This is a genomic window from Streptosporangium sp. NPDC048047 (assembly GCF_040653115.1).
Taxonomy (GTDB): domain Bacteria; phylum Actinomycetota; class Actinomycetes; order Streptosporangiales; family Streptosporangiaceae; genus Streptosporangium.
Window position 1 is genome coordinate 92577 of sequence record NZ_JBEZNH010000009.1, and the last position, 17708, is coordinate 110284.

15 protein-coding genes are annotated in these 17708 nt (G+C 68.1%); 7 read left to right on the forward strand and 8 right to left on the reverse strand.

Annotated features, from left to right (window positions below):
- Positions 1-25 precede the first annotated feature (25 nt).
- Entirely contained in the window at positions 26-334 is a 309-nt protein-coding gene (locus tag AB0D67_RS10815) for an NIPSNAP family protein (RefSeq protein ID WP_179824508.1), read from the reverse strand.
- 380 nt (positions 335-714) lie between these two features.
- Here AB0D67_RS10815 and rox point away from each other — a divergent pair, with 380 nt between their 5' ends.
- Positions 715-2145, forward strand: coding sequence for a rifampin monooxygenase (gene rox / locus AB0D67_RS10820; RefSeq protein WP_362932281.1), 1431 nt, complete (start codon positions 715-717; stop codon positions 2143-2145).
- Between the two features lie 34 nt (positions 2146-2179).
- Here the strand turns inward: rox and AB0D67_RS10825 are convergent, their stop codons facing one another.
- The gene (locus tag AB0D67_RS10825) at positions 2180-4708 is read right to left on the reverse strand and encodes a DUF262 domain-containing protein (protein WP_362932283.1); all 2529 of its coding nucleotides are present in this window, start codon (positions 4706-4708) and stop codon (positions 2180-2182) included.
- A 428-nt stretch (positions 4709-5136) separates the two neighbouring features.
- Between AB0D67_RS10825 and AB0D67_RS10830 the strand changes: the two genes are divergently transcribed.
- Positions 5137-6432 (forward strand): hypothetical protein, encoded by a 1296-nt coding sequence (locus AB0D67_RS10830; protein ID WP_362932285.1) that lies wholly within the window; start codon positions 5137-5139, stop codon positions 6430-6432.
- A gap of 196 nt (positions 6433-6628) precedes the next feature.
- A complete protein-coding gene (locus AB0D67_RS10835; RefSeq protein ID WP_362932287.1) occupies positions 6629-7423 on the forward strand; it encodes a DUF6461 domain-containing protein in 795 nt (264 codons plus the stop codon).
- Here AB0D67_RS10835 and AB0D67_RS10840 read toward each other — a convergent pair.
- From AB0D67_RS10840 to AB0D67_RS10860, 5 genes are all read right to left on the reverse strand, one after another.
- Positions 7414-7725, reverse strand: coding sequence for a hypothetical protein (locus AB0D67_RS10840; protein ID WP_362932289.1), 312 nt, complete (start codon positions 7723-7725; stop codon positions 7414-7416). The genes AB0D67_RS10835 and AB0D67_RS10840 overlap by 10 nt on opposite strands.
- Positions 7726-8267: 542 nt before the next feature.
- Complete coding sequence (locus tag AB0D67_RS10845; protein WP_362932291.1) at positions 8268-8912, reverse strand: hypothetical protein; 645 nt, start codon at positions 8910-8912, stop codon at positions 8268-8270.
- Positions 8913-9058: 146 nt separating this feature from the next.
- Complete coding sequence (locus AB0D67_RS10850) at positions 9059-9508, reverse strand: hypothetical protein (RefSeq protein ID WP_362932293.1); 450 nt, start codon at positions 9506-9508, stop codon at positions 9059-9061.
- Entirely contained in the window at positions 9489-10142 is a 654-nt protein-coding gene (locus AB0D67_RS10855; protein WP_362932295.1) for a DUF433 domain-containing protein, read from the reverse strand. Before AB0D67_RS10855 ends, AB0D67_RS10850 begins: the two co-directional genes overlap by 20 nt.
- 70 nt (positions 10143-10212) lie before the next feature.
- The gene (locus AB0D67_RS10860) at positions 10213-10884 is read right to left on the reverse strand and encodes an ATP-binding protein (RefSeq protein WP_362932297.1); all 672 of its coding nucleotides are present in this window, start codon (positions 10882-10884) and stop codon (positions 10213-10215) included.
- Positions 10885-11244: 360 nt separating this feature from the next.
- On the opposite strand from AB0D67_RS10860, the gene AB0D67_RS10865 reads away from it, so the two are divergent.
- Positions 11245-12138: a helix-turn-helix transcriptional regulator gene (locus AB0D67_RS10865; RefSeq protein WP_362932299.1), complete on the forward strand. Its 894-nt coding sequence runs from the start codon at positions 11245-11247 to the stop codon at positions 12136-12138.
- 14 nt (positions 12139-12152) lie between these two features.
- Positions 12153-12362: a DUF397 domain-containing protein gene (locus tag AB0D67_RS10870; RefSeq protein WP_362932301.1), complete on the forward strand. Its 210-nt coding sequence runs from the start codon at positions 12153-12155 to the stop codon at positions 12360-12362.
- 176 nt (positions 12363-12538) lie between these two features.
- Here AB0D67_RS10870 and AB0D67_RS10875 read toward each other — a convergent pair whose 3' ends face one another.
- Positions 12539-14197 (reverse strand): hypothetical protein, encoded by a 1659-nt coding sequence (locus tag AB0D67_RS10875; RefSeq protein ID WP_362932303.1) that lies wholly within the window; start codon positions 14195-14197, stop codon positions 12539-12541.
- 317 nt (positions 14198-14514) lie between these two features.
- On the opposite strand from AB0D67_RS10875, the gene AB0D67_RS10880 reads away from it, so the two are divergent.
- Together AB0D67_RS10880 and AB0D67_RS10885 are read left to right on the forward strand one after the other, a co-directional pair.
- Positions 14515-14931, forward strand: a complete 417-nt coding sequence (locus AB0D67_RS10880; RefSeq protein ID WP_362932305.1) for a hypothetical protein — start codon at positions 14515-14517, stop codon at positions 14929-14931.
- Positions 14932-14933: 2 nt separating this feature from the next.
- Entirely contained in the window at positions 14934-17678 is a 2745-nt protein-coding gene (locus tag AB0D67_RS10885) for an AAA family ATPase (protein ID WP_362932457.1), read from the forward strand.
- Positions 17679-17708: the final 30 nt, after the last annotated feature.

A 17708-nucleotide genomic window follows, 5' to 3' on the forward strand; every position in this document is an offset into this window, starting at 1 on the left:
CGGAGACGGCCCCGGCCGCAGGAGCTCACTCGGGGAGCAGCGGTCGCATGAAGGTGCGTTCATAGCGGAGCACGCACCCGCTCTCGTCCCTGATTCGGTCCGCCTCGACGAAGTCGGGGTGGACGCCGAAGAGACCCCGGTACTCCTCGTACGCGGCGAGGCTGGGGAAGCTGAACAGGGCGAGGGCCTTGTCGCTGGCGCCCTCCGACGGCAGGAAGTAGCCGTGGTGCGTGCCGCCGTGCAGGTTGACCAGCTCGATCCAGCGGCGACCGAAACGCTCGAACGCGTCGATCTTCCGGGGGTCGATGACGTACTCGACGACACAGGTGATCATAAGACCATTTCTACCCTGCGTGACGGCCCACCTCTGCGGCACGCGGAGCGGAACGGGCCGAGACCGGCTCCGTCGAAGGAGGAGGGCCGTCCGTCACCGAGAACGAAAAAGGAAGGGAGGTCGAACACTCCCTTCCACTTTCAAGTTATAGCCCAGCGGGGGGCTTGCGGCAAGACCCGGGTCATGCCGCAGAATCTCCGTCCGAAGCCATGACCCGCGGAAACAGGGCCCACCGAGTACGTGTGCTCCTGCCGGCCTCCGGGTCACGCGGCATGCCGAACCGGCGGTGGAACCGACGCCGCGGTCGCGGGGCTCCAGTGCACGCACCTCCGGACCGTGCGGAGCGACTGGCTGAGATGCGACTTCGAATGGGGGATTTCATGATCGATGTGATCATCGCCGGCGGTGGACCGACCGGTCTGATGCTGGCCGCCGAGTTGCGGCTGCACGGCGTACGCGTGGTCGTGGTGGAGAAGGAGCCGGAACCGGCGAAGTACGTCCGCGCGCTCGGTCTCCATGTGCGCAGCATCGAGGTGATGGACCAGCGCGGCCTGCTGGAGCGGTTCCTCGCGCACGGCAAGCAGTTCAGGATCGGCGGCTACTTCGCCGGGATCACCAAAGCGTGGCCGGATGGGCTGGACACCGCGCACTCGTACATCCTCGGCATCCCGCAGCCCGTCACCGAGCGCCTGCTGACCGAGCACGCCACCGAGTCCGGCGTCGAGATCCGGCGCGGCTGCGAGCTGGCCGGGCTGAGCCAGGACGAGGACGGGGTGACCGCCGAGCTGGCCGACGGCACGCGGCTGCGCTCGCGTTACCTCGTCGGCTGCGATGGCGGCCGCAGCACGGTGCGCAGACTGCTCGGCGTCGGCTTCCCCGGCGAGCCCTCCGAGAACGAGACGCTGTTGGGCGAGATGGAGCTGACCGAGGATCCGGAGACCATCGCCGCCGTCACGGCGGAGGTCCGCAAGACGCAGCTGCGGTTCGGCGCCGGCCCCCTCGGGGACACGGGGGTGTACCGCGTCGTCGTGCCCGCCGAGAACGTGGCCGAGGACCGTACGGTCCCGCCGACGCTGGAGGAGTTCAGGCAGCAGCTGCGGGCCTTCGCCGGCACCGACTTCGGCGCGCACTCGCCGCGTTGGCTCTCCCGGTTCGGCGACGCCACCCGGCTGGCCGAGCGCTACCGGGTCGGCCGGGTGCTGCTGGCCGGCGACGCGGCGCACGTCCACCCACCGATGGGCGGGCAGGGGCTCAACCTCGGCATCCAGGACGCGTTCAACCTCGGCTGGAAACTGGCCGCCGAGGTCAACGGCTGGGCACCGGAGGACCTGCTGGACAGCTATCACGACGAGCGCCACCCGGTGGCCGCCGACGTGCTGGAGAACACCCGCGCGCAGGCCGTACTGATGTCCACCGAGCCGGGACCGCAGGCACTGCGCCGGCTGCTGTCGGAGCTGATGGACTTCGAGGAGGTGAACCGGCGTCTGATCGAGAAGATCACCGCGATCGGGGTCCGCTACGACTTCGGCGAAGGGCACGAGCTGCTCGGCCGCCGGCTGCGGGACGTGGAGCTGAAGCAGGGGCGTCTCTACGAGCTGATGCGCGGCGGCCGCGGGCTGCTGCTCGACCGGACCGGCCGGCTCTCGGTCGCCGGGTGGGCGGACCGGGTCGACCACGTCACCGACGACGGTGAGGAGCCGGACGTGCCCGCGGCGCTGCTGCGACCGGACGGGCACGTGGCGTGGGTAGGCGAGGACCAGGAGGAGCTGTCCGACCGGCTGTCCAAGTGGTTCGGCGCACCCGTCGGGTGAGACCGGGCGCGCCGATCTGAGCCGCCTCGGCCGGTCAGCCGCCGGCCGCTTCGGTATGGGCGGCGACGCGGGCGGTGAACCAGTCGAGGCAGGCGACGACCACGTCCCAGACGGCCTCGTCGGCCATCAGGTCGACGTCGAAGGAGGGATAGAGCTCCAGCTTGGCCATGGGCAGCTCCACGCCCGGGGCCTGGTTGAGCATCCTGCGCAGTTCGTCGCGAAGGATGGGGTCGTTGAACGGAACGCGCTGCTTGAGTGTCCCGAATGGCACCTCCACCGTCTTCGTGTAGAAGCGGACGATCGGCAGGATCTCGGCGCCACGTTTGACGATGGGCGCGCAGGAGGCGCTCGCCGACCGGCCGAACTGCACCTCACCGCCTCGGTCGCGCCACCAGTCCAGCAGCCGGGAGACCGCGCCGGAGGTATGCGGGCCGCGCTCGTCGCCCAGCTGTTGGAAGAACCGCTCCTCGTGCTCACCGACGTCGGCGTGGCCGTCATCCGCGGTCAGCTCCGCCTCGCTGAGGTTCAGCGCGCCAGGGAGATCGAGCAGCTCGGCCAGCTCCCGCGCCGTCATCCGCTGCGCGAGGTCGGCGCGGTTCGCCTCGTCAAGCTTGACGCCTTCGGCGCGCAGGACGTCGTGGACGTCCCGGTCATCGTCGTCGTCCGCCCACCGGAACCCCTTGGAGACTTGGCCCGACACGGTGAGCACCCGGTGCGCGTTGAGCACCCGGGACTTCGACAGGTGGACGCCGACCGGTACGGCGTGCGATCCGATCAGCTCGGCCAGGTCACCGTAGGTCGTCCAGCTGCCCGCGGGCAGCGCCGCGAGGGCCTCATGCAGCAGTGTCCAGTCCCGGGAGGGGCCGACCGGGCCGACATCGATCGGGCTCGGCCAGATCTCGATGGCCTGCTCGGCGAGCCGGTCGGCACGGGCCTGGATCTCCCCCTTTCCCCACCGCTCATGCCGGGCGATCTCCTGGTTCATGGCAAGTCCGCTGCGGCCGAGGAAGTCGCGCTTTTTGGCGAACGACATGTTGCCGAGCTCGGAGTTGTAGCCGCTGAGCGTGAGGTTGCCGAGGGTGTGCACCAGCTCCCGGTGGACGCGCGCGGCGTCTCCCTCGGCGCTGAGCTGTTCGAGCCAGTCGGCCGTCGGGCTCTGCGGGAGCACATGCTCGATGGTGATCTTCTTGTCGGAGAGGTCCACGGCCTCTTTGGCCCCATGACTCTCCTCCAGGCGGCGGAGCACGAGCTTCTGCTGCCCGGTACGGCCCTGCCAGTAAAAGGCGCGGTTCCGGATGTCGGCGCGGAACTGCTCGTCGGACGACCAGTACAGCCGGGCGGGCGAGAGACCGGCGCGTACGGCGTCGGCGGGCCTCTCGCCGGTCAGCTCCCGGGTCAGGCGCATGAAGATCCTGTTGAGGCTCCCGGTGGCGACTCCCCCGATGAGCCGACGGACCAGGAAGCTCTCGATGTAGCGCTGCGCCTCCACCACCTCGTCCTCGGTGGCCTCTCCGCTGTCGTACAGCTCCAGCAGGCGCATGATGACCGGGTAAGCGGTATTGCCCTTCCATTCATTGAGGAAGCGCAGGCGGGCGTCGATCGCCGACGTACCGGTGGGGTCAAGGATTCGGTGCAGATAACGAGCACGGCGGGCGAGGTCCTTGACGTAGCTCTCGACCCGGACCTCGACGTCCCGGTTGTTCAGGGTCACGGCCCGGAGCAGTTCCTGGTGACCGCGGTAGGTGTCGTTGTACTGCGCCTCGTCGCCCCGGTCGAGGATCAGGGCGAGATACATCAGCTGATCCATCCCCTTCGCCCCGAGCAACTTCTGCATCGGCAGCCAGTGGATGTCGTAGACATACTGCCCCCGGGTAGGCAGGTGCATGAAGACGTAGTTGCGGATCAGGTCGACCTGGCTGAGCCGCATCCCGGTGTTGTTGATGGACTCGAAGATCCGGAAGGCGTTGTCGTCGCCCTCGACGACGATCTGCACGAGGTTCAGCCGGTTGAGCACGACGCTTTCGATGCGCTCGATGTCGTGGGGGTCCGCCGGATCGTCGACCGCGACCAACTTGCTACGAAAGAACTGGTAGGCGTTCGCGATCCGGCTCTCGGTGTCACCGAACGGCTGCCCCTCGACGCAGTCGATGAACGCCTGCCGGTCCACCTGAGTGGGTAGCAACCGATATCTCCGGTCGCCCTTACGGAACTTGTTGATCAGGTAGGTCTCGTTGATCCGGGCCCGATGCTGGGGGTCCTCGGCCGACTGGTAGTCACGAAGGGCGCACAGGGCCACCATGAGCGTGGTCAGGCGCTGCTGACCGTCGACCACCAGCCACTGCGACCTGTCGGGAACGTTGTCCGGGCCGGGGGCGAGCACGACCGAACCGAGGAAGTGGCTGTTGTCTCTCCGCCGTTCGAGCTGCTCGGCCTGCAGTTCGATGTCCCTCCACAGCGCGGTGAGTTGCTCGCGCTCCCAGGAGTAGGGGCGCTGGTAGAGCGGCACCAGCAACTCCTGTTCACCGTCGATGAGCTTCCGCAGCGTCGTCTCGTTGGCCTTCACACCGACCCCTTCCGGAATGCCGCAACCACAAAAGATCAACAATCCTTGCATAATCGGTTGTTTCTTGTATACGGAAAGTCAAAAGCTGATCGGGGCCTTCTGTGGGGCTGCGGTCTCCCGAGGCCAAACGACCGAGGCGTTCGGTGAGGGCCCGCGCGGCCAGCTTAGACAGGATTAATCCGATATCGCCAATTTCGCTCAGCGTCGCGGGCGCGGTTCTCTTCTTTCCTCGCCGGCACGAGGCCGACTCGATCGAAATGTCAAAACGTGGTCAGGCCAGGGCGGGCGAAGGTAACGTCAGGCACCTTGAGGGCTTCCGGATGGAGTGTTGAGAACTTCCGCCATCGGGAGACCTCGGCCCCTACCGGGTCACCGCCGCGCGCACCGCTCGCGCCTCCGACTACGAAGAGCCACTTCAGGAGCCGATGATGGATGACGACATTCAACTGCTCAGCGACGATGACGGCGTGGCGGTCATCGGAAGCCCGACGGCCGTCGAACGTTTCCTCGCCTCCGTGGGGCTGCCGTCGAAGGACCTCGGACTGCCGAGGCTCCGATCCGTCCTCGGTGCCGCGGCCGAAGCCGCGCAGGCGGGTTCCGGGATCGCCGCCGAATCGGGCCGCTGGGTGAAGCTGACCGAGCAGTCCGCGCGGGCTCTCAAGGACCACAAGCTGATGAAGGGGTCGAATCCTGATTTCAGTCGTGCCGTGTTGATGGAGAACGGCAAGATCAAGGGGCTCCTCGAACTGGTGAAGACGCCCGGAGCGCGTCTGACCAACCCGGCGGCTCTGTCCGGCGTCGCGGGGCTCATGGCACAGCTCGCGATGCGGCAGGCCATGGACGAGGTCACCGACTATCTCGCCGTGATCGACCGGAAAATCGACGATGTGCTCCGCTCCCAGAAGGACGCGGTGCTGGCGGACATGATCGGAGCGGGCTTCGTCATCGAGGAGGCCATGACCGTCCGGGAGCAGGTGGGCGGGGTCTCCGAGGTCACATGGTCGAAGGTGCAGGCCACGGCGATGACGATCGCGCGGACCCAGGCGTACGCGTTGCGCCGGCTCGACGCGCTCGCCGAGAAGCTGGAGCGCAAAGCCAGGATCAGTGACCTCGCCAAGGCGTCCAAGGACGCGGAGTCCACGGTTCAGGAATGGCTCGCCGTTCTGGCTCGCTGTCTCCAACTGCAGGATGCGATCGCCGTACTCGAACTCGACCGCGTGCTGGATGCGTCTCCGGACGAGCTGGACCGGCATCGCCTCGCACTTCGGACCGCCCGGCGGAACCGGATGGAACTCATCTCACAGAGCACCGAGCGTCTGATGGAACGCATCGTCGCGGTCGTCGGCACTGCCAACATGAAGGTGCTGCTGCACCCGACCACGTCCCCGGCGGTGGTGCGTTCGAGCAACCATGTCGCGGTCGCCGTCGTCGACTTCCACGAGCGGCTCGGGATCGAGCAGGGCCGGCACTCATTGGACGCGAAACGGTGGGTGGACGCGGCCGTGGAGGTGAGGGACCAGGTGCTGGAGACGGGAGCGGAGGGCGTCAACGCCGCCAGGCGCCTCGGCAACGAGACCTTCGACCGCGCCAGATCGGTGACGGGCAGACTCGGCAACGAGACCCTCGACCGGGCGAGATCGGTGACGGGCAGGCTCTCCGGCGGGATCACCGAGCGAGTGCTCCGCCGGCGCGGGGACAGCGAGGAACGCATCGAGGAGAACTGAGCCGCCGACGACATCGGTCCCGCCACCATCGTCGACCCTCCCGACCGCCCCGCCCGCTGATCCCGTACGGCTCGGCCCAGTACGGCTCGCGGAGAAACCGCAAGCGCGTCGAGCAGCTGACACTCCGGAAACGCGACTCCACTCGACCCGGAGCGGGCCAGCGGACAGGGCACCGACGTGTTGGTAGTTTCCGCTCATGTCTGATGCCGACTTCACCCCCCTCCGCGTCACCTACCGGACGCTCGGGCTCGACACCCTCCACCGCATCCGCGCGTGGGCGCAGCAGAAGGGCCACCCCGTCAGCGAGCGTGGCCGCCTCGCGCCGGAGATCATGGATGCCTTCTTCACCGCCCATCCCGAGGTCCACGAGCAGGCGGAGAAGTTCGAGATGGTCCACGCCACCGCGAGAACCCCCGGCGCGTCACCGGAGGACTACGAGTGGCAGGGGGACGACCGGCTCGGGGACATCTACACGATCGTTTTCGTTCGCGGGCTCGGCGAGCGCGAGGTGCTGCGCCGGCTCGGCGCCGAAGACGAGGACATCCGGCTGATCGAGGATGAGGACCACTCCCAGCCGGAGGGACCTGAGATCATCACCGTGAGGCGAATCGGAGACTGGACCGTCGCGATCGAGGACTGCGGCTGGCGCGGCGTGGAATGGAAAGTCCTGGGCGCCCTGTCGCGCGACGGCGGAGAGGCCGTGGCGGTGCAGCGGCACGACTTCGCCCAGCACCTCATCGCCCATGCCGCCGACGGCCGGCTCATCACCGCCGTCAACCCGGCGTTCCCCATCGACAGACAGGGCGCGGACCCCGACCGGCTCAACCGTCACCTCCGCGAACTGGGCATCGACCCGGCCGCCGACGACCACCTCGACAACCCCGTCCCGGCAGCCCTGGCACTCGCCGGCCGGATCACCGGCGTCATCATCGGTCCGCAACACCTTCGCCGCCCCGTTCTCGGCGCCGCCATACCTGGCGCCTACTTCTGACTCGGCCGCCACGTCCGCCTCGGTGAGACCTCTGCCCGGAGATCAAAGCCGGCCGGGGCTTCGTGGGCGATCGACCCCGCGAGCCGTTCGACGGCCGAGAGCAGCCCGGCCGGCGGCAAGACCAGGTCCAGGGCGTGCCGGACGATTTGGATGCCCGCGCCGCGCACCACGTGCCGGTACGGCTCGGCCTCCAGCAAGCCATTAAGAAACCATACTATTGAAGGATGATATCTAATCGCTAAAATCATCTCATCATTTGTCGATGAGAAGGCCGTCAAGGATGCGTTCGGCATCTTCGACATCGGCGTTCATGATGAAGAATTATGGGACGCACCCGAACCATGGGATACATTAGAACCCAAAACAGGAAAACATATAAACGTTGGCCCCAATGCAATAACACTGAAGAGCAGCTGGGAAGCACAAACATATGTCCGCTACGAGGTCTGGGACGGTGCCCTACCCGAGGATGACTTCTGGCAAGAATCCTGGACCGGTGAGGTCTTGTTCACGACCGGCAGGATCAGCGCAATCAGCTCAACGCCCGCTGCCAGCACACGAAACGCCGTATTCGACTTGGGTCGACGTGACACCGTCTGGTCCCTCTGCGTGCGCTGGCGACTGCTGGAAAACGACCGTGAACCTCGTTTCCCTCGTGATATCTACCGGGTCGACTTGTTCGTCTTGCAATTCTGGATGGCGGCGCAGGAACAATGAGGTGGTCTCAGAGACTTTCGCTGATTGAGATCGTGCGCGTAAACCGGAAGCCGGTAGACCTCCAACCAGTTCTCGCGTGCTGATCTACCGGACACCGGATAGACGTCACCCTTGTGAATGGCCCCCTTCACCGGTCACCCAGGGTCTTCGCATTGGCCCGGCGCAGACTGTCTCTCGTCTCCAGGAACTCTGCCCTGAGCGTGTCGCCGACACCGGGGTCGTCGTGCTGCGGGGGCCGGGCCTCGCGTCGCGCCCGGAATCGCTCGCGGAGCGCGTCCGCTTGTCTATGGCGACGCGCCCGGTTGAGGTCGAGCAGGACTCCCCGCTCACCGGCCGCGTACGCCTCCGCGATCGGCGCGGTCTCACGGGAGAGATCGCTCAGGTCGGCCTCGCTCCGGCCACCGTGAAGGTGGATCACGGCTCGCACACAGTCCATGTCGGCTGGGCTGAGCGGATCATCGATGTCGACGGTCAGGGAGAGAATATGCGAGCTGTACTCGGCGGGCGGTGAGTCGCGGCGCTCCGCAAGCCCGCTCTCCACGGCCCACTCCTCGGCGCGGATGAGTGCGTGGTCGTAGGGGCCGTGGCCGTCCCAGCGCCAGGCAGCACCACTGAACCGGGTGCGCCCCAACTCGATGGCGTCCAGGTCGGCCAGATAGAGAAGTGGCGCGAGCTTCGTCCTGGTGATCTCCACGTGCGGCTCGCGAGCCACTTTCAGCACCGCCAGTACGGCGCGCGCCAGAGGGGTGGGCGAGTCACGAAATCCACCCATCGTTACTCCTTCGCGAGAGATACCGAGGACGCCGCGTTCCCTGGGGCGCGGAAGCAAAGCCGAGAACCCCCAATGGAATCGGGAGCCCGGCGTTCGCGTTTTCCCCGGTCACACCTGCGACGCTTCGCGGCATGGTGATCGAGATATCACGCCAGGTCCGGCCAGTACTTCGGCGGTGCGACGGCAGGGTCGACCACGCGCAGACGGCTGGCCGGCGCCGGGTCGATGCCGCGCAGCGTCACCAGGCGCTGACCATGTGCTTCGGCGAGCAGCGCCAAGACGGCGGGCAGCCCGGCCGCGACCGTGGCGATCGCGAGACCGAGGCCGATCAGGCCGGGGTGCTTGTGCGGATACTCGATCCGGTGCAGTCCGGAGGCGGCGATCGCCTCGACCTTTCGGGGCCGCTGCATCTGGCGGGCGTCGTTGGTCAGGATGACATGGAACCCCTCGGCCGCCGCCCGGGGGTAGAGGCGTTCGTCCCGCATGCCCGACCAGCAATCGAGGTCGAGCAGGTGGACGATCTCGTGTCCGACGACGAACGCGCCGATGGCCTGGTGGAGCGGCTTGGACACGTTCTCATCCAGCAGCAGCCTCACGTGGTTCCTTGGGGGGATCGTAGCTGTCGACGTAGTCGGCGAAGTCGGCGGCGTCGCGAGCCGCCGAAGCCGTGACGCTCGGGTAGTAGTCGGAGATCCGCTCCGGCGGGATACCGTCCCGAAGCAGCGCGGCGACCTCGTCGTAGGGGACGCGGGTGCCCTCGATCACCGGAACCCCACCGCGGATCGCCGGGTCCACCGCCACGTGCTCGCGGGGCTGCAACAGGTCAGGGATGTGCCTGCCGTCGCGGTAGAACGGCCGCAGCACGTCCACCATCTCGTGGATGACCACGTTGCCCTTCGTCCGCACCAGATCGACCGCCTGGTCGGGAGCGGCGAGGTAGATGCTGCTGCCGTCGGCGACCAGCGTGTAGGACGACAGGTGGTCGCGCTCCTTCAGGTCCTCGCGGAGGGTGTCGAGCGCCCGCCTGATCTTCTGCAGGGAGGCGTCGTTACGCAGCCTGACACAGGTCCGCAGCGCCACCACGTCACGGAAGGAGTAGAGGACGGGCCGGGTGCCGGAGATCTCCGGCACCAGCACCGCGCCCCGGCTCGCTCCGGTCTTGCGCCAGTGGGCGAGCTGGCGGAGAGTGGCGCCTGAGAGCGCCGCAGTGAGCTTCGGATCGTACGCCACCGTCCCACCCCTTCCGCGTGCTGCGAATCTCGTTCCCGTCCGGCCATCATCGCAAATATCCCGCTGTTGATCAGGCATTATGCGATCCTCTCGCGACCTTTGATCCCGCTGGCGGGACGTATGGGTCATCGGGACCGGGCGAGCCGCCGGAAAGCATCGGCGGGGCGGTCAGGGTGCACCAGACGACTTTGCCGCCGGTGGCGAGGCGGTAGTGGCCCCAGCTTCGGGCGAGGAGGTCGACGAGGCAGAGGCCACGACCGCCCTCGTCGTCCGGGCCGGGGTCACGGAGGACCGGCGGGGTACGGCCGGCGGCGTCCCAGACACGCAGCACGACCAGGTCACCGGACCGTTGGGCGTCCTGAGCACTCTCGGCGTTCCCGGGACTTCCGGGGCTTCCGGACTCTTCGGCAGCCTCGGTGTCCCGGACGGCTCCGGTAGCCCCATCACTTCCGGTGCTTTCAGGGGTTTCGGCATGCTCGGGGTCGCCGGGGCGGTAGAGGTCGAGCCAGATGTGGTCGGGGGGCGGAGGCGTCGCCGTCTCCAGGTCCGCGCCGGGGACGGGGGCGAGGTGGGCCTTGATGGCGTTGGAGACCAGCTCGGAGACGATGAGCTGGGCCGTATCGACCAGGTCGTCCCAGCCCCAGCCCTCCAGTACGCGCTGGACGTGGACGCGGGCGTAGTAGGGCGAGGTCGGGAAGAGGGAGAGTTCCAGGTGGTGCTTTCCGGCGCTGAAGTCGGTCATCGGCTACCCGTTCCTGGTCGGCATGACAGGCGGCAGGGCATGGGACCGGCGCCGTTCGCAGACGGGGGCGGCTGCTCTCCCCACGGGGGATGGGAGCACGGCGCCGGTCGCATGAGGGCACGACCTGGGACGCGGCAGGGGGCTGCCGCGGGTCATGCCGCTTGGGCCGGACGGACCCCGAACGGGGTGGGCCGTTTCGGGAGGGAAGATCATCCGCCCGGCTATCCAGGGAAATCAGATGTTTCGCCTTCCGGAGAGGAACCAACCCGGCAGGCTTTACGCTGAGAGCATGCACCATCACAATGGGTGAACGCAATATAGGCGTTCACACTGCCCGCATAATCCAGAGAGGCGGTAAAGATGCAGGAGAAGCCCGGTTTGGGCATAGTGGCACCCCTGAAACGAACCAGACGCCAGCCGCCCACGGTTCGCCTGCGCCGACTGGCCTCCGAGCTACGTCGCCTCCGGGAGGAGACCGGACTCTCCCAGACCGAGGTGGCCGAGAAGACCGACGTCAACCTCGCGACACTCCACCGGATCGAGACAGCCAAGGCGAAACCGCAGCTCCGGACCCTCAACGCTCTGCTCGACGCCTATGGCGTGACCGGCGACCGCCGCACCGGACTGGTGGCCTTGCAGAAGGAGGCCAAGCAACGCGGCTGGATCCACGGGTTCGAGGTAGACCTTCCCGACAAATACAGCGCGTACATCGGCCTGGAAGTGGAGGCCCGCGAGGCCATCAACTACGAGTCGCTGTTCATCCCGGGACTGCTCCAGACCGAGGACTACGCGCGGGCGGTGATGCGCGGCGTGCGGCCCACCATCACCGACGACGAGATCGAGACGCGGATCGCCGCCCGGCTGCACCGCCAAGCGCTTCTGGAGAGCGAAACGCCTCTGCGGCTATGGGCGATCCTGGATCAGGCCGCGCTGTCGCGGACGGTCGGTGATGACGCCATCATGCGTGACCAGCTCACGCACCTCGCTCAGCAGGCCCAGCGCCCACACATCACCGTCCAGGTCATTCCGTTCTCAGCCGGAGCCCATCCCGGCATGCCGGGGAGCTTCATCGTGCTCAAGTTCGACGATGACGGCCCCGACGTGATTCACATTGACAGCATGGCCGGCGGTCTGTTTCTTGAGAAAGAGGCGGATATCCGGCAATACAACGACACATGCCAGCATCTTCGCGCGATAGCCCTCAGCCCCGCCGACACGGCCGCTCTCATCGCGTCCCTGCGTGAAGATCGCTAGGGGAAGGAAGCAGGATGCAGCAGCCCGACCTCTCCGGTGCGCGCTGGCGCAAGAGCAGCCTCAGCGCCGACGGCCCGAGCTGCGTTGAGGTGGCGTTCGTCAACGATGCCGTCGCCGTCCGCGACACCAAGGACCGCGACGGCGGTACCCTCCTCTTCCGCCACGACACCTGGGCGACCTTCATCGGCGGCATCAAGACCGGTGGCTTCGACGGTCCCTCCTGACCGGCAGATCCGGTCCAACGCCGCAGCCGCCTTCCGGGAGGCGCGCCGTCGCGTCGCGGCATGCGCCTTCCGGAAGGCGGCTCGGGCATGACGCCGTAGCCGAGGCCGCGCACCGGCTTTCACCGGGAACGTGACCACGGCCGTGCCCGGCCCGATGGCCGGGCACGGCCTTCAGATCACTCGACCATGATCCGGTGGGTGGCCTTGGCCGGTCCGGCTGTGGCCTCCCCCGACCACATCGCGAGGTAGTCGTACCTGCCGGCGACGGCGGGCGTGTCGGTGAACGTGTACGTGCCGTCGTCGTTCACGCTCACCGGCGGCGGCGTGACGCTTTTACCGCTGACGCCGTCGACGTACACGCTGCGTTGCACGGTGAGCGTGGCCCTCACGGGCGGATGGTCACCCGCCGTCAGCACGCCGGTCAGTGTGACGGGCGTGCCGGCGACACCCGACTGCGGCCCGTCCATGGTGAGGGTGGACACATGCCTGATCATCACGGTGACGGAGGCGTCGCTCCGGCGGTAGCTGTCGTCGCCGTCCCAGAACACCTGGTAGGTCACCTCACTGACCTCCGGCGGCGTGTCCTGGAAGGTGAACGTGCCGTCCTTCCGCGTCGTCACGCCGGCGATCGGATCCTTCCTCCCCTCGACCGAGCGCCGGGTCACCGTAAGCGGCCTGAGCCCGAGCGCCTTGCCGTCGGCGCGGGTGAGCCACCCCTCGACGGTGACCGGCGAGCCGATGAACGCGCGCGCCGGGGCCTTCACCGTCAACTTGGACGCAGGCAGCGCGACGCCCGTCACCCGCCACAGCAGCAGCCGGTCCGCGGAACTGCGCAGCAGCGCGAAGACGTCCGAGCCGGAGAACGCGACGCCGTCCGGGAGCAGTTCGGCGTCCGGCTTGTCGGCCGCGAACAGCTTCGCGCCGGTCGCGGCGTCGTAGAGCGTGAGGTCGGCGCTGCCGTACTGGCGTCCCGCGGCGACGTAGGCACCGCCCGAGCCGAGCGCCACGGCCGAGGGGTAGCCGTCCCAGCCGTCGCCGTAGGTGCCGGTCACCGCCAGGGTCCGGGTGTCGTACCTGTTGAAGCGGCCGGGGCCGTCGGCCGCGGAGTACAGGGTGGCGCCGTCGGAGGTCAGGGCGAGGTCGCGCAGGTAGTCCATGCGCCACTTCGTGCCGTCGATCGTGCCGCGCAGTTCCGGGGTGCCGCCGCCGATGTCATAGACGAGCATGTCGGCGTGGTGCAGGCCGGTCCGGCCGACCACGAGCGTGTCGCCGGCGGCCGCGAGCACGGGAGCGCTCAGGTGCTCGCCCCCGACCGCCGTCGGTGTCGGTACGGCCGCGCTCAGGTCCAGGCCGACGACGCCGCCGGGGTCGTCGCATCCGTGCCCCACCCACAGTCGCTCGCCCAGCAGGGCCAGGGTGGACGGGCACGGGTGAGCCGAAAGGTCGATCCGCCGGGTGACGGCGAGGCTCGCGGTGTCGATCTCGGCCACCTCGTTCGAGCCGGTGAGCGCCGCGTACAGGCGGGTGGCGTCCGCGTTCATGGCCAGCTCGCGGACACCGGACAGGCCGGTGACGACGTCGCCGGTGAGGTTTCCGTCGGTGTCGGCCACGATGATCCGGTCGGTGGCGGAGACGAACACCCGGCCGCCGCCGACGGCCAGGTCGGCGGTGTAGGAGTCGAAGGTCACCCCGAGGTCGGTCGTGGTGTCGGCCGCCGAGGCGGCGGGGGCCGCGACGGTGAGCAGGCCGGCGAGCAGGCCGGTGATCAGACCGGCGGCGCCGCAGCGAGCGGCTAGTCGGCGAACCAGTGGGTGGCGCACGAAGACCTCCTGCACGGATGGGAACATACGTTCTAATAACGTCTTACGGGTTCCATTCCGTCAAGATCAGCAGATCGCATGACACCAAACCGTGATCAAGAACACCCCGCCCTGGCCAGGAAGCACGTTCTCGGGAAAAGGCAGGCCCCTCCCGCACGGAAGCGGCCCTTATCGCCAACCCCTGACCCCCGACCTCAGCCCTCAGGCGCCGATGCCAGAGTCGGGATCGGGGCCGTCGAGAGCCCAGGCCGCTCACTCCGGTGGCGGGCTTCGCGGATCGCGCTCGTCAAAGGCACGGCAAACAACGGAAAGCTTCGCTACGGTTACACACCGTGTCCGTAGACGTTGGCAAGAAGCAGCTCCGCGCGAGTTTCGCCGCCCACCGGGACGCCTCACAGGCTCTGGAGGAGGAGGGCGCCTCCGCGGCGCTGCTCCTCTTCTACAGCGTCGAGTGCGGGCTGAAGGCGGTGCTCCTCGATCAGAGGAACCTGCGGTCCACCTCGGAACTGCAGAAGGATCTCAAAAGCCACAACCTCCGCGTTCTCGCCAAGGTGCTTCTCCTCCCCCGGTCGCTCTGTGAGCAGATGGTCGACTGCGCCGGCCGGAGAGGTCCGGGGGAACGCGTGGACTTCGGAGACCTGCACCAGGCCTGGAGGTACGGCCGGGCCCTGGAGAAGAAGAGCGAGGAGCGAGCCGTGGCCGTGTTGCGCGAGCTTCTGAGCTGGTGTCAGCAAGAATTGAGAGCGTGATCATGCCGGAGCAGGAGATCAGGACTCCCGAGCACATCTACACCTGGGTCGATGTGGACGCCCATCTCGCGGCCCTGGCGGCCAACGGCCGGTGGCCCGACTGGCTCCACGAGTGCGACGCCTTCTGGGACGGCCTCGACGTGACGATCGCTCCGCACGCGCTGCCGCAGGAGGCCCTGTCATGGCTGGGTGAGGTGTTCGGGGTCGGCTCGACGACGTCGCACGAGGGCGAGACCGTTCTCCGGCTCGACGACGTGCCCGGCCATCCCTCCGCCAGGCTGCTTCCGATCTCGGTGCGTCAGCGGGAGTTCGAGACGCCCCGGCGGGAGCCCCGGTGGCGGGAGCGGCGCATCGTTCGCGGCCTCGGCGAGCCGCTTCCCCGGCCGGAGGCCCCGTTCCCCGGCAACGTGCGGATCGCGGCGCTGCACTCCTTCAAGGGCGGGGTGGGGCGGACCCTCCACGGGGTGGCCCTCGCCGACGCGGTCGCCCAGCGCGGCGATCGGGTGCTGCTGGTCGACGCCGATCTGGAGGCCCCGGGGATCACCTGGATGTTCGGCGCGCACGGCAGGCGTGTCGACTTCGGCTACGAGGACTTCCTGGCGCTGTTGCACTCCTCCGAGGACGGCCGTCCCGGCGACGCGGTGACGCTGGGCGCGGCCTACCTGCCGAACCAGATGATCGGCGATGTGGTCGTCATGCCCACCCGGCGCTCGCTGCGGGACATCGCGCCACCCCGGCTCGAACCCACCGACCTGCTGACGCCGGACCGTTCGATCTACTACCTGACCGAGTCCCTCGCAGAGCTCGCCGACCGGCTCGGCGCCCGTACGGTCCTCATCGACCTGCGGGCGGGGAGCAGCGAGCTGGCGGCTCCCGTGCTGCTCGACCCGCGCGTCCAGCGGATCTTCGTCACCACCGTCAGCGACCAGGCGTTGTACGGCACCGTACGCACCATCCAGGAGCTGGGACGGCGCGCGCCGACACGGGCCGATGACCCGGCGAGCGTGACCGTGATCACCCAGTTCCGGCAGGAGGGCCATCGTGAGCTGGCGGCCTCGGCCGCGACCATGCTCCGCGACGCGATCTCCGGGACGCTCGAACAGACCGTCCCGGAGGAGGACGGGGAGGACCGGACCGTCGACCGGGACGTCACGCTGGAGCCCATCTTCAGCGTGTTCCAGGATCGGCTGCTGGCGCTGCCCGCGCCCTGGGAGGCCGTGGTCGACGTGGTCCGCCGCCAGCAGCTCGCGCAGACGCTCGCCCCGCTCGTCGAGGGGCTGACCTCCCCGGAGGAGCGGGAGGAGACGGTCTTCACCGAGGCGGCGCCCATGACGGCCGCGGTGCCCCGGAGGGAGGACCCTGACGACCTCGTCCACCGGCGTCTGGTCCTGAGCGATTTCGCGGGCCGGCTGGCGTACGCCGAGACGGCGGACGACACGGACTTCCTGCCGACCGAGTCCCTGCGGAACATGCTCGTCTCCCACCGGACCGAACCGCCGCTGTGCGCGGTCACCGGGGCGAAGGGGTCGGGGAAGACCTTCACCCAGCTCCAGATGTGCTTCCGCAAGACCTGGCGTGAGTACGCCAGGGACGTCGGCGTCGAGAGCGTCACCCTGGACGCGCTCCTCACGCCGGTGCTGGTCTCCAAGAACCTCAGCGACTCCGCGCGTGAGCGGATCAGCAAGATCCAGCGGGACGCCGCGGTCTCCCCGGAGGCCGAGCCCGCGACGCAGCTCGAACTGCTCGATCTGATCGACGGCGCGCTGCGTTCGGAGCTGACCAACGTGCAGTGGCGGCGGATTTGGCTCACCTGCATGGCGCGGGCCGTTGGGATCGACGCCTCCCCCGAGGACGTCGAGGAGAAGCTGGTCGACTTCGGCTCGGCGAACACCAGGATCTTCCTGTTCGACGGGCTTGAGGACCTCCTTCAAGACCTCCTCGACAGCGACGTCCAGCGGCAGGCGCTCCGGGTCCTGCTCATCGACTGTCTCGACTGGCTGCGCAGCCTCCGGGGCAGGCCGCTCGGCCTGGTGATCTTCGTACGGCGAGACCTCGTCCAGTCGGCCATCCGGCAGAACTACGAGCACTTCTTCGCCCGGTACAGGGACTACGAACTGAAGTGGAACCATTCCGAGGCGCTTCGGCTGGCCCTGTGGGTGGCGCAGCGTTCCGGGGCCCTCCAGGGCATCACCCCCGAAGAGGTGGCCGCGGCGAAGCCGCAGCGTCTCAGCGCGATGCTCCACCCACTCTGGGGAGAGAAGATGGGCTCCCCCAAGTCCCGCGAGGCCCGCTCGGACGGCTGGTTCCTGGCGGCGCTCTCCGACTTCACCGAGCAGATCCAGGCACGCGACATCGTGATCTTCATCAAGGAGTCGGCCGCCTTCTCGGTCGAGGACAGCCGCTGGCCGACCCGCCTGCTCGTCCCGGCGGCGATGCGGAAGGCGCTCGTCCAGTGCAGCCTGGTGAAGATCCGCGCCATCACCGAGGAGAGCCCCAAGGTGGGCAGGCTGCTCAAACACCTCGACGGTCTCACCTCGGAGAAGAAGAGGATCCCCTTCAGCCCCGAGACGGTCGGGCTGTCCAACGAGAGCCTGAAGCTCCTCGCGGCCAACGGAGTCGTCTTCCGTGAGGAGGACCAGTACTGGATCCCCGAGATCTTCCGCCACGGTCTTTCCTTCAAGGCCACCGGCCGGCCGAAGATCCTGGCGATCGCCAACCTCGTCCGCCAGCAGAACAACCTCGACTGACGGACGGAGCCTCTCCGGGCCGGGCTTGAT